General features: G+C 67.1%; 12 protein-coding genes. 10 read left to right on the top strand and 2 right to left on the bottom strand.

Annotation, left to right across the window (positions count from 1 at the left end):
* Positions 1-852: 852 nt before the first annotated feature.
* Positions 853-2031 carry an acyltransferase family protein gene (locus DR843_RS20525; protein WP_245934038.1) on the bottom strand — a complete coding sequence of 393 codons (1179 nt, stop codon included), beginning with the start codon at positions 2029-2031 and terminating at the stop codon, positions 853-855.
* Positions 2032-2058: 27 nt separating this feature from the next.
* On the opposite strand from DR843_RS20525, the gene DR843_RS19765 reads away from it, so the two are divergent.
* From DR843_RS19765 to DR843_RS06845, 5 genes are all read left to right on the top strand, one after another.
* Positions 2059-3144, top strand: a complete 1086-nt coding sequence (locus DR843_RS19765) for a GHMP family kinase ATP-binding protein (protein WP_146202506.1) — start codon at positions 2059-2061, stop codon at positions 3142-3144.
* A complete protein-coding gene (locus tag DR843_RS06860) occupies positions 3141-3761 on the top strand; it encodes a D-sedoheptulose-7-phosphate isomerase (RefSeq protein ID WP_109684693.1) in 621 nt (206 codons plus the stop codon). Before DR843_RS19765 ends, DR843_RS06860 begins: the two co-directional genes overlap by 4 nt.
* A gap of 14 nt (positions 3762-3775) precedes the next feature.
* Positions 3776-4336, top strand: coding sequence for a D-glycero-alpha-D-manno-heptose-1,7-bisphosphate 7-phosphatase (locus DR843_RS06855; protein ID WP_170119765.1), 561 nt, complete (start codon positions 3776-3778; stop codon positions 4334-4336).
* Positions 4337-4402: 66 nt separating this feature from the next.
* Positions 4403-5539 carry a cell envelope lipid trafficking protein PgfA gene (pgfA, locus tag DR843_RS06850; protein WP_109684691.1) on the top strand — a complete coding sequence of 379 codons (1137 nt, stop codon included), beginning with the start codon at positions 4403-4405 and terminating at the stop codon, positions 5537-5539.
* Positions 5536-6546, top strand: coding sequence for a UDP-glucuronic acid decarboxylase family protein (locus tag DR843_RS06845; RefSeq protein WP_211310196.1), 1011 nt, complete (start codon positions 5536-5538; stop codon positions 6544-6546). The genes pgfA and DR843_RS06845 overlap by 4 nt, the downstream gene beginning before the upstream one ends.
* A 12-nt stretch (positions 6547-6558) precedes the next feature.
* Here the strand turns inward: DR843_RS06845 and DR843_RS06840 are convergent, their stop codons facing one another.
* Positions 6559-7359, bottom strand: a complete 801-nt coding sequence (locus DR843_RS06840) for a class I SAM-dependent methyltransferase (protein ID WP_109684689.1) — start codon at positions 7357-7359, stop codon at positions 6559-6561.
* Between the two features lie 105 nt (positions 7360-7464).
* Here DR843_RS06840 and rpsA point away from each other — a divergent pair, with 105 nt between their 5' ends.
* The 5 genes from rpsA (at position 7465) to DR843_RS06815 (ending at position 12740) form a co-directional block, all read left to right on the top strand.
* The gene (gene rpsA / locus DR843_RS06835; RefSeq protein WP_109684688.1) at positions 7465-8925 is read left to right on the top strand and encodes a 30S ribosomal protein S1; all 1461 of its coding nucleotides are present in this window, start codon (positions 7465-7467) and stop codon (positions 8923-8925) included.
* 191 nt (positions 8926-9116) lie between these two features.
* The gene (locus tag DR843_RS06830) at positions 9117-9551 is read left to right on the top strand and encodes a hypothetical protein (protein WP_146202505.1); all 435 of its coding nucleotides are present in this window, start codon (positions 9117-9119) and stop codon (positions 9549-9551) included.
* Between the two features lie 33 nt (positions 9552-9584).
* Positions 9585-10781 carry a dephospho-CoA kinase gene (coaE, locus tag DR843_RS06825; RefSeq protein ID WP_109684686.1) on the top strand — a complete coding sequence of 399 codons (1197 nt, stop codon included), beginning with the start codon at positions 9585-9587 and terminating at the stop codon, positions 10779-10781.
* Positions 10782-10915: 134 nt separating this feature from the next.
* On the top strand, positions 10916-11848 hold the full coding sequence (locus DR843_RS06820; protein WP_211310195.1) for a carbohydrate ABC transporter permease: 933 nt from the start codon (positions 10916-10918) through the stop codon (positions 11846-11848).
* A complete protein-coding gene (locus DR843_RS06815; protein WP_342767172.1) occupies positions 11841-12740 on the top strand; it encodes a carbohydrate ABC transporter permease in 900 nt (299 codons plus the stop codon). The genes DR843_RS06820 and DR843_RS06815 overlap by 8 nt, the downstream gene beginning before the upstream one ends.
* Positions 12741-12759: the final 19 nt, after the last annotated feature.

Genomic DNA, 12759 nt, shown 5'->3' with positions numbered 1-12759 from the left:
ACCCGGCCACCTTGAAGCGGCAGGTCCAGGTCACCATCGGCGGATCCGCCCCGGTGCGGGCCTGGGTGACGGCGACCGCAGCCACCCGGGCCGGTGAACTCACCTGCGGTGCAGCCGGATCCATCACCGTCGGTAACAGCCGGATCCCGCTGTCGGCGACGTTCACCTCCCAGCAGATCACCGACGGTGAGCCGGTCGAAGCGAAGCCCTGCGGTGATGGCAGCAGCGCCGAAATCCCCACGGGCACAGTCGCCGTCGAGGCCAGCGGCGGCAGTGGCGCCCTGGTGCAGCAGGTCGTCCTCGGCGCGAACCCCAGCGCGAGCGCCGGTCATTACCTGGTCACCCATCAGGGTGCCAACGCCGGCTGGCAGGCGCAGGCGCAGGCGAGCGGACGATCCCTCACTGCCGTGACGCTGGACGGCTGGCAGCAGGGATTCGTCCTGCCGGCGGGCGTCGAGGCGAGGGACGTGACGGTCACCTTCGCGCCGAACACCGCGCACCGGATCGGCCTGGCGATCGGCGCCCTCGCCGTGCTGGCCCTGCTGGTGCTGTGGGGGTGCACCCGTGGTCCGCGACCGGGTCGAGTGTCCTGCTCCGGTGAGGGTGAGGAATCGACGCCGGAGCCGGTCGGGAGCGGGTCGAGTGTCCCGGTCCGGTCACGCATGCCTGCAGTCGCCCTGTCCGCGCTCGTCGTCGCGGTCCTGGCCAGTGGGCTCTGGGGAGTTGCGGCGGCAGCGGTCGCACTCGCCGTACCCGCGCGATATCGCGGTCAGGCGGCGGCCGGCGCCCTGGTGCTCTCCGGGGTGTTGCTGTCGGCCTTCGGGGTGGTGGACCGGTACTCGTTCGGCGCGATCAGCGGGCAACTGGTGTCGACGGTGACGTTGGCGCTGTTGGCCGCCCGGTGGGCCACCGGCGATGCGCCCAGCGCAGCAACGGTTGCTCCACCAAGTACACCGAGGCCGAGGCCACCAGCAGTGTGACCGCGCTGACCGCGATCAGCACCAGCCAGAACGACCCCGTCAGCACCGGTTGCCCCGTCAGGACGTAGAGCACCTGCAGCGCGAGGACCTGCCACAAGAACACGGCGTACGACATGTCGCCGGCCCAGCGCGCCAGCCCGGTGTCCACGACGGCCGTGGTCACATCACCGCGCGGTCGGCCCATCGCGGCGAGCACCAGCAGCCCCGCGAACACCGCGTAGGCGGTCTCTTTGAACGCGGCCTGCGCGGGCGTGGGCAGGTGCAGATCCACCGGTCCGCCCAGCGGTGTGGCGGTCACCAGCAGGACGCACAGCGCGACCGCCGCGCACGCCGCCGGCCGGGCAGCGACCCGCTCCCAGCGGTCCCGCGGGCCGCTGACCAACAAGGCGATCGCGGCACCGGCGGCGTACCAGGCCAGGTGGCCGAGCACGCTGCGGCCGAGAACCCCTGCACCCCAAGTGTTCCCGGACCGGGACCACACCGTGGACAGGGTCTGCAACAGCACCCCGAGTACGCCGATTCCAGCCAGGGTGCCGAAGACCACCCGGTCGCGGCACCGGGCCAGGCGGCCAAGGGCGATGCCGATCACGGGCACCAACAGATAGAACGTGATCTCGGTGGTGAGGCTCCAGGTCTGGGTGAACGCCTGGTACTGGTCGTCGGTGTAGCCCTGCAGGAAGAACAGGTGCGCCACCACTTTGCCCGGGCTGCCCAACCCGCCGGTCTGCCCGGGCAGCAACGCTGCGACCAGCAGGACACCGGCCAACCCCAGCAGATAGGCGGGATAGATCCGGATCAGCCGGTGTATCCAGTAGGTGCGGGCGGCGGTCCGCCCGGTGATCCAGGGGCGCAGCAACAACATCGCCGACAGCACGAAGAAGATCGCCACACCGCTGTCGCCGCGGGCCAGGATCGCGCCAGGCACGTCCAATGCGCTCGTGCCGGTCCAGAAGGACACGTGTGCGACCAGGACGAAGACCGCGGCCAGGCCACGGACCGCGTCCACTAACGGGAAGCGCCCGCCGCCTCCGGTACCGTCGTGCCGAGCCATCAACTGGAAGGTACCGGAAGCCGCGTCATGACTGGTGTTGAAGTCAGCGTCGCCACGCCCGCTGGAGCGCATCATCCGACGCGTCCGGTGCTGCGAGCGCGTGCGCCGCTGCGGTTGTCCTTCGCGGGCGGTGGCACCGACGTTGCCCCGTTCCCGCAGCGGGAAGGCGGGGCGGTGCTGTCGGGCACGATCTCCGCGTTCGCGTTCTGCACTCTGCGTCCCCGCATCGACGGCCGGATCTCGGTGCACTCGGTCGACTTCGGCACCGCGGTTGGTTTCGGAGTGGACGAGGACGTCGAGTTCGACGGCAACCTGGACCTGCCGAAGGCCGCGATCGCCCGGCTGCGCGACTTCGAGGGTGCCATTCCGACGTCCGGCTTCGACCTGTTCATCCACACGCAAGCACCACCCGGTTCCGGTCTGGGCTCCTCCAGTGCGGTGATGGTCTCGGTGATCGGCGTGGTGGCGGCGCACTGCGGAGTCGACCTCACGCCGTACGAGATCGCCGACCTGGCCTACCGGCTGGAACGCGAGGACCTCGGGGTCCCCGGTGGCTCGCAGGACCAGTACGCCGCGGCGTTCGGCGGCTTCAACTTCATCGAGTTCTCCGGCGACCAGGTCCTGGTCAACCCGTTGCGGGTGCGGCCCGGCACCGTCCACGAACTCGAGCACAACATGTTGCTGGCCTTCACCGGTGCCACCCGGGTCAGCGACCACATCATCGACGACCAGGTGCACCGCTACGAGACCGGTAACGCCGAGGCGCTGGAGGGCCTGCGGGCTCAGAAACAACTCGCGGTCGCGATGAAGGAGGAGCTGGTCCGCGGCAACGTCGACCAACTGGGCCGGCTGCTGGGTCAGGCGTGGGCCGAGAAGCGCAAGATGTCCGCCCGGATCGCCACGCCGCTGATCGACGAGGCGATCGCCCGCGCCCTCGCCCATGGCGCCCTCGGCGGCAAGGTCACCGGCGCCGGCGGCGGCGGCTATCTGCTGTTCATCTGCGAATTCGAGCGCCGGCACATCGTTGCCGCACAATTGCTGGAGCTCGGCCTGCGCCTGGAGGAAGTCACCTTCAGCGGCGAGGGCGTCACCACGTGGCGAGGACAACGATGAACCACCCATTGACCCGGCGAAGCAGCGGTGACGTCGATCACACGGTCGCTGCCGTATCAGCCGACGCCGTCCGGGCCTGGCAGGACCTGGCGGCCGCCCTCAGCGCACCTGAGCTGACCGCGCAGGTGGATGCGGCCGGCGCCGCTCTGGTGGGGGCACTGGCCGGTGGGGGAGCACTGCTGGTGGCCGGCAACGGCGGCAGCGCTGCGATCGCCAGCCACATCGCGGCGGAGTTCATCGGGAAGTGCGTCCAGGACCGCCCGCCGCTACCGTCGATCAATCTGGCCGAGTCGCTCTCGTCAGTCACGGCCGTGGCCAATGACTACGGCTACGACCAGGTGTTCTCCCGTGGCGTCCAGGCGCACGGCCGTCCCGGCGACGTATTCCTCGCGATGACGACCAGCGGCACCAGTCCGAACGTCCTCGCCGCCCTCGACGCGGCCACCCAGCGTGGGCTGATCACGATCGTGCTCACCGGCGCCAAGGGCGAGGGTCTGCACGGTCGGGCCGATCACGTGCTGATCGTGCCGAGCGACCAGACCCCGCGGATCCAGGAAGTGCACCTGCTGTGGGCACACGCCTGGTGCGAGGCCGTCGACGCACTGAGCCAGCCCTGACCCTCAATCACAGCGTGAGCCTTTCCGACGCGGAACTCCTCGGCCGGGGCACTGACCTGATCGCCCCGGCCAGCCCGGGGGCGCCGTACGACCTGGTCTTCCTCGACCGCGACGGGACCCTCAACGAGCACCGGCCCGGGTACGTCGATCGGCCGGGTGACCTGATCCTGTTGCCTCACGCGGTGGCCGCGGTCCGTGCCTTCAACGACGCCGGTGCGCGGGTGGTCCTGGTGACCAACCAGCGCGGTATCGCGACCGGGGTGCTGCACGAGGCTGACCTGCTGGCGGTCCAGCGGGAACTCGTGCGGCAGTTGGCAGCGGGCGGGGCACACCTGGACGCCGTCCAACTGTGTCCGCACGAGCAGGCAACCTGCGCCTGCCGTAAACCAGCCCCCGGGCTGCTCCTCACCGCGCTGAACCGGGCGCCCTGGGCGGATCCGGCGCATTGCGTGCTCTTCGGCGACCAGGACTCAGACCTGCGCGCCGCCCGCGCCGCGGGGGTGCGCGGGGTCCGGGTCGGACCGGCCGGACTGGCGGTGCCATCGGTTCGCGGCCGGGGTTCGCGCGCCCTGTGACATGGATCGCATTGATCCTGCTACTGTCCGGTAAGAAATTCCGTCCGGCGTTGGAGGTTCCGCAGCATGCTGCGCAAGTTGGCACTCCCCTTCCTTATCGGCTTGGGGGCCTTCCTGGTTGTCATGGCTCTCGGCCTGAAGTTCTGGGCCCCGAACAAATTAGCGATCATTCCGCTGGATCAGAACACCCGCCAGGTACTCGATGACAAGGACGCGAAGTTCTTCGACGCGGACACGTTGTCGTACAAGGAAGGCACCGTCACCACGACTCTGGTGGTTGCCGGGGACAAGGCGGCCAGCGAGAAGCTGGGCGACAACAAGGTGATCCTGAACAAGTGGCAGGTCACCGACAACAACAACACGCCGCCGCCGATGGACGCCAACACCATGACGTACGCCGTGGATCGCAACTCGGGCCTGCCCGTTGCGTGGGACGGCACCACCGTCGATGACGGAGTCAGCGAGCCGACGCATCCCAAGATCGAGGGCTACACGATCAAGTTCCCGTTCGGCACCGAGAAGAAGACCTACCAGTACTGGGACACCACGCTCAACAAGACGATGGACATGAAGTACGTGTCCACCGAGAGCATCAACGGTCTGCAGGTCTACAAGTTCGAGGGCACCGTCCCGGAGACCACGTTCCGGATGCAGGAAGTGCCCGGTTCGATCTTCGGCCTGGGCGCCAGCAGCGCGGGACAGAACGCCGAGCGCACCTACGCCAACACCCGCATCATCTGGGTCGAGCCGCAGACCGGCGTCTTCATCAAGGTCTCCGAGCACCAGATCCAGGAGTTCAAGATCCCCGGCCACGACCCGGCCCTGGCGATCAACACCACGCAGGTCATGACACCGGCCACGGTCAAGGAGAACACCGACTACTGGGGCCAGAAGGCGTTCCTGCTGAAGGTCTTGCACATCATGCCGTGGATTCTCGGTCCGCTCGGTGTGCTGACCCTGATCGGAGCACCGCTGGTGTCCCGGTTGCTGAACCGGCGTGACGAAGAGGACTACTCCGAGTGGTCCGATGGTGTCGACGATGACGATGACCGGTCGGCCCGCCGCGTCGCCCAGTCCGAGCCGGAGGCCCGGCAGGACGGCAGCTACGTGCACGCCGACGAGATCTGGGACGAGGAACCCGCCACTCGCGCCGAGCGCCGGGGCGGGACGGGTGACGACACGATCGAGTTGCGCAAGAAGTGACGTCTCGTGTTGTGGTGACCGGTGGGGCCGGTTTCCTCGGTTCCCACCTGTGCCAGACCCTCCTCGCCCGGGGTGACACCGTTGTCGCAGTCGACAACCTGTGCACCGGCCGCGCAGCGAACGTGGCTGCGCTGCAGGCCAATCCGCGGTTCTCATTGATCACGGCCGATGTGGTCGACGGCCTGACGATCGATGGCCCGGTGGACCTGGTGTTGCACTTCGCCAGCCCGGCCTCGCCCGTGGACTACCTGCGGTTGCCGATCGAGACCCTGCGCGTCGGATCCCAGGGCACGATGCACGCCCTGGATCTGGCGCGCGAGAAAGGCGCCCGGTTCCTGTTGGCCTCCACCTCGGAGGTGTACGGCGATCCCGAGATCCATCCGCAGCGGGAGGACTACTGGGGCAACGTGAACCCGGTCGGCCCCCGGGGTGTCTACGACGAGGCCAAACGCTTCGGTGAGGCCATGACGATGGCCTACCGATCGACGTACGACGTGGACACGGCGATCGTGCGGATCTTCAACACCTTCGGCCCCCGGATGCGGCCCAATGACGGCCGCGCCATCCCCAACTTCATCCGGCAGGCACTGGCCGGAGACCCGGTCACCGTGAGCGGCGATGGTCTGCAGACCCGGTCGATCTGTTACGTCGATGACCTGGTCGCTGGCATCGTGGCCCTGGCGGGAAGCGGCGAGCCGGGACCGATGAACATCGGCAACCCGCACGAGGTCTCCATGCTCGACCTGGCCGGCTGGGTCGTGAAGCTGACCAACTCGACCTCACCCATCGTGCACATCGAGCGACCGGTCGATGACCCGACCGTGCGCCGACCGGACACCACGAAGGCGCATCAGGCGCTGGGCTGGTCGCCGCAGGTGGATATCGAGGACGGACTGGAACGCACCATTGCGTGGTTCCGCGAGCACGAGGTCGAAGACCAGGTGCTCAGCCCGGAGCAGACCGAAGCGATCCTGACCCGCGGCGAACCGGGCCAGCCCGTCGAGTAGGCGGGGAGAACCTCACCCCGGTCGGTGGGCGACGAAGATCGCCGTCCCTGGAATCAGCCGGCCCCGCAGCGGACTCCAGCCACCCCAGATCTCCTCGTTGCGCGCCGGCCACTCCGGTTCGACGACGTCATCGATGACGAAACCCGCCGCGGCGAGCTCGCGGATCCGATCGCCCATCGTGCGGTGGTGTTCGACGTACGTCGCCCGGCCGGCGCCGTCCTGCTCGACGTACGGCGTCCGGTCGAAGTAGCTGGTGTGCACGGTCAGCCCCTCCGGGCCGGGCGCATCCGGAAAGGCCCAGCGGATCGGGTGAGTCGTGGCGAACACCCAGCGGCCACCGGCATCGAGCACACGGTAGACCTCGCGCATCACGGCCGCCGTGTCGGCGATGAACGGGATCGCGCCGTACGCCGTGAACACCACATCGAAACTCCGGTCGGCGAACGGCAGGGCGGTGGCATCGCACTGCAGCAAGGGCAGGCGGGTTCCGCAGCTGCCGTCGATCAGGCGGGCCTGCTCCAGCATCCCCGCTGACAGATCGGTGGCGACCACTCGACGTACGCCGATGGTCTGCAGGTAGCGGCTGCCGTGCGCGGCGCCAGCGCCCACTTCGAGGACGCGGGAGTCGGGCCGGGCGCCCAGCAGTTCCAACTCCGGCTCGGTCCAGCCCTCCGGGCCCCAGACGAGGTCGGCATCGCCGAGGAACTCGCCGTGCTCGGCGACGTAGTCGGCCGATTCGCGATCCCACCAGACCCGATTCGCCTGAATCGTCTCAGCCTGACCGGCCGTGCGGCGGGCTACCGTATCACTCATTTTGACCCGGTACTCCCAACATCAGTAGGCTTGCCAGGTGCGCCGTGTGTGCACACCCAACTCAATTCCTGTTTCATTCCACTTGATCTAAAGGTTTCCTACTACATGACTGCCACTACTACCTCTCCGATCGCGATCAACGACATCGGGTCGGAGGAAGAGCTGCTCGCCGCGATTGACGCGACGATCAAGCACTTCAACGACGGCGACATCGTCGAAGGTGTCATCGTCAAGGTCGACCGGGACGAGGTCCTGCTCGACATCGGGTACAAGACCGAGGGTGTCATCCCCTCCCGCGAACTCTCCATCAAGCACGACGTCGACCCCGGCGAGGTCGTTTCCGTGGGTGATGAGGTCGAGGCCCTGGTTCTCCAGAAGGAGGACAAGGAAGGTCGACTGATCCTGTCCAAGAAGCGCGCTCAGTACGAGCGGGCCTGGGGCGCGATCGAGAAGATCAAGGAAGAAGACGGCGTTGTCACCGGTACCGTCATCGAGGTCGTCAAGGGCGGCCTGATCCTGGACATCGGTCTGCGTGGCTTCCTGCCCGCCTCCCTGGTCGAGATGCGTCGGGTGCGCGATCTGCAGCCGTACGTCGGCAAGGAGATCGAGGCCAAGATCATCGAGCTCGACAAGAACCGCAACAACGTGGTGCTGTCCCGTCGTGCGTGGCTCGAGCAGACCCAGTCCGAGGTCCGCACGACCTTCCTCAAGGAACTGCAGAAGGGTCAGATCCGCGACGGTGTCGTCTCCTCGATCGTCAACTTCGGTGCGTTCGTGGACCTCGGCGGTGTCGACGGTCTGGTGCACGTGTCCGAGTTGTCCTGGAAGCACATCGACCACCCGAGCGAGGTTGTCGAGGTCGGTCAGCCGGTCACCGTCGAGGTGCTCGACGTCGACATGGACCGCGAGCGGGTTTCGTTGTCGCTGAAGGCGACTCAGGAAGACCCGTGGCAGCACTTCGCCCGCACCCACGCCATCGGCCAGGTTGTACCGGGCAAGGTCACCAAGCTGGTGCCGTTCGGTGCGTTCGTGCGCGTCGAGGACGGCATCGAGGGTCTGGTGCACATCTCCGAGTTGGCCGAGCGTCACGTGGAGCTGCCGGAGCAGGTCGTCACCGTTGGCCAGGACATCTTCGTCAAGGTCATCGACATCGACCTGGAGCGCCGCCGGATCTCGCTGTCCCTGAAGCAGGCCAACGAGGCCGCCGACGGTGCCACCGAGTTCGACCCGACGCTCTACGGCATGGCCGCCGAGTACGACGAGCAGGGCAACTACAAGTACCCCGAGGGCTTCGACCCGGAGACCAACGAGTGGCTCGAAGGCTTCGACGCCCAGCGCGAGAAGTGGGAGAAGGAGTACGCCGAGGCGCACGCCCGCTACGAATCGCACCAGGCGCAGATCGAGGCGGCTCGCAAGGCCGACGCCGAGGCCGCGGACTCGCCGGCCACGACGAGCTCGTTCTCCTCGGAGTCAGGTTCCGACGCTGGTGCCGCGGCACCGGTCGAGGGCACGCTGGCCTCCGACGAGGCACTGGCTGCACTGCGCGAGAAGCTGACCGGCAACTGACGGTCCACCTGGTCACACGCACGACGCCCGTTCCCGCTCCGGCGGGGGCGGGCGTCGTCGTGTGGCGGCGGTTGTCGCGTCTCGTCACGCGTGGCTGTTGTCCAGTTACGCGTCAGTAACGCTAGGTTGGTGCCAACGTTAACTGGGTCACACCGCCACCCCCTGGCGGTGTTGTTGTGAAGGGGCATCAAATGAGTGACGTGACGAGCGTCCGGCGTCCGGTATCGGTCGGGGTGGTCTCGATCTTCCTGCTCGTGGCCGGAATCCTGGAGATCATCGCCGGCATCCTGCTGATCGTGCATCACAACGATGCGGACGCCCAAGCGCATCTGGGCACCGCGAGCCCGGACGTACCGCACGCAACCACCTTGCTGTTGCTGGGCATCGCCGCGATCGTCATCGGCCTGATGTACATCGCCGCCTCGCGTGGCCTATGGGTCGGTGACGACACCTGGCGGGTCATCGTCATCTTCGTCTCGGTCCTGAACATCATCGGACTGATCATGGCGACCATCTTCGTGATCGACACCACGAGCCGGATCGTCACCATCGTCACGGCCATCGTGGCTGCGCTGGTGATCGCGGCTCTGGCGTCGCCGAAGTCCAAGGAGTTCTTCGGCGCTTAGGCCCCGTCTGACCCGCTGCACTACGGTCGGTGCATGCTGCGGATCGGACTGACCGGCGGAATCGGCTCCGGCAAGTCAACGGTCGCCGCGCGTCTCCAGGCGCGTGGCGCGGTTGTCGTAGATGCCGATCGACTGGCCCGTGAAGTCGTCGAACCGGGCGCACCTGGATTGGCCCGGATCACTGAGGAATTCGGCTCCGCGGTGATCGCTCCTGACGGCTCGCTCGACCGGGCCGCGCTGGGAGCGGTGGTCTTCGCGGACCCGGCCGCTCGGCGTACGTTGGAGTCGATCACCCACCCGCTGATCCAGGCTCGGACCCGGGAGTTGTTCGCGGCCGCACCCCGGGAGTCCGTCGTCGTGCACGACGTGCCCCTGTTGGTGGAGTTGGGGATGGCGCCGGGCTACCACCTGGTGGTGATGGTGCACGCCGACGAGCAGGTGCGGCACGAGCGCCTGGTCAGCGATCGGGGGATGGACCCGCAGGCGGCCCGGTCCCGCATCGCGGCACAGGCGGGCGTCGCGCAACGCCGCGCGGTCGCCGACGTGTGGCTGGAGAATCACGGCTCCCGCAAAGAACTGGCGGCCAAGGTCGACGACACCTGGGACCGGCGCCTCGCGCCGTACAACCAGAACCTCCTGACCGGCACCCGGGCCCGGATGACCGGTCCCGCGCGGCTGGTGCCGCCGGACCCCACCTGGCCGGCGCAGGCAGCCCGGTTGATCGCCCGGCTCAAGCACGTCCTCGGTGATCGTGCCGTCGTGATCGAGCACATCGGCTCCACCTCAGTGCCGGGGTTGGCCGCCAAGGACGTCATCGATCTCCAGTTGGGTGTCAGCCACCTGGCCGATGCCGACGATCCCGCCTTCATCGCTGATCTCGCGGCGGCCGGATTCCCGCGGATGGACGGCAACACCTGGGACTCGCCGAAGTCGTGGGACCCGGACATTGCGCACTGGCAGAAGCGATTTCACGGCGGCAGCGACCCGGGCCGGATCGTGCACCTCCACATCCGTGAGGTCGGCTCCGCCGGATGGACTGCGGCGTTGGTCTTCCGGGACTGGTTGCGCGCGGAACCGCGCGAGCGACGCGCGTACGAAGCGATGAAACGGCAGTTGGCCGGTGCGACCGACAGCACGGGGGAGTACGCCGAGGCGAAGGAGCCGTGGTTCGATGCGGCGTTCGACCGGGCCAGACAATGGGCGATGGCCACCGGCTGGCAATCAGCTTGACCATTTGTTGACCGTTCGTTCACCGGTTGCTCGCCGGGAGATGCCGTTCTGGTCACCTATGCACACCAGGCTCGGCGAACGTGCCCGGCCCCCATCGCCCCATCGTGCGGAGGGGGCAGCTACAGTCGGCGACTGTGAGCCAGATCACGACGGCACCGGAGCCGACCGGCCCCCCGCCGCGCCGCAGAGGGCGACCGGTAGGGGAGTGGCTGCTTGCTCTCGCCCTGTTGTTGCCGAACCTGGTGCTGCTCATCGTCTTCACCTACCGGCCGTTGTTGGACAACATCCGGCTGTCCTTCACGGACTGGAACATCGCGGCGCCGTTGGCCAACTACATCGGTCTGGAGAACTACCGCACGTGGCTGTCCGACCCGAATTCGCATCTGGTGCTGCGCAATACGCTGATCTTCACGGTCGCGACGGTCGGCTTGTCACTGCTCATCGGGTTGGCGCTGGCCATGTTGCTCGACCAGAAACTGCGCGGCCGGAACCTGGTGCGCTCGGCGATCTTTGCCCCGTTCGTCATCTCCGGTGCAGCAATCGGCATCGCCTTCCAGTTCGTCTTCGACCCGAACTTCGGGATGGTGCACGACTTGCTGGCGCGGGTCGGCATCAATACTCCTGACTTCTACCAGGAGCCGGGCTGGGCGCTGGTAATGGTGACGGCCACCTACGTGTGGAAGAACATCGGCTACACCTTCGTGATCTACCTGGCCGCGCTGCAAGGGCGTCGAACCGACCTGGACGAGGCAGCCGAGATCGACGGAGCGTCGGCCTGGCAACACTTCCGGCGGGTGCTCTTGCCGCAGCTGCGCCCCACGACGTACTTCCTGTCGATCACGGTGCTGCTCAGTTCGGTGCAGGTCTTCGACATCATCAACGTGATGACCAAGGGCGGTCCGCAGGGATACGGCACGACCACGATGGTCTACCAGGTCTACCGGGAGACCTTCGTGAACAACAAGGCCGGTTACGGCGCGACGGTGGCCACCATCATGTTCCTGATCCTGCTGGTCGTCACCGTGGTCCAGGTGCGAGTCATGGATCGGGGGCAGCGCCGTGACTGAATCGACCTTCCAGGCCACCGAGCTGCGAGACATCGAAACGAGCCTCGTCGACGATGGTCCCGAACTGAACGTGTCCACGGCCCGCAAGGTCGTGGGGTACGCCGGGATGCTGATCGCGTTCCTGATCGTGGCGGTGCCGCTCTACTGGATCGTTGTCACGTCGTTCAAAGAGCGGCCGGACATCTACACCCAACCCGCCCAGTGGTGGCCGAAACACTTCACGACCAAGAACTACCCGGCGGCGACGACCGAGATCGACTTCTGGTCCTACCTGCGCAACTCGGTCTTCATCACCGCGGTGCTGTCAGTGGCCAAGATCATCCTGGGCGTGCTGTCGGCATATGCGTTGTCGCTGTTGCGTTTTCCCGGCCGGTCGCTGGTCTTCATCGTGGTCATCGCCGCGCTGATGGTGCCCAATCAGATCACCGTGATCTCCAACTACGCGCTGGTCAGCCAGTTGGGTTGGCGAGACACCTACCAGGGCATCATCATCCCGCTGGCCGGTGTTGCCTTCGGGACATTCTTGATGCGCAACGCTTTCCTGGCGGTGCCGCACGAGATCGTCGAGGCGGCGCGGATGGACGGCGCCGGACCGTTGAAGCTGCTGTGGCGTGTGGTCCTGCCGATGACCTGGCCGACGCTGATCGCCTTCGGGCTGATCACCGTCGTCAACGAGTGGAACGAATACCTCTGGCCCTACCTGATGGCCAGCGACAGCCGGGTGGGCACGTTGCCCATCGGTCTGACCCAGTTGCAGAACACCGACGGGATCAGCAACTGGGGTCCGGTCATGGCGGCCACCGTGCTGGCGATGTTGCCTGTGCTCGCGCTCTTCCTTGTCCTCCAACGTCACATGATCAAGGGCCTGACCGCGGGTGCGGTCAAAGGCTGACAACTCGAAAGGACTGTGT

The sequence above is a fragment of the Branchiibius hedensis genome, assembly GCF_900108585.1.
GTDB lineage: Bacteria > Actinomycetota > Actinomycetes > Actinomycetales > Dermatophilaceae > Branchiibius > Branchiibius hedensis.
The sequence above is the reverse complement of the archived record's forward strand: the minus strand, read 5'-3'. Positions and strand labels throughout refer to the sequence as shown.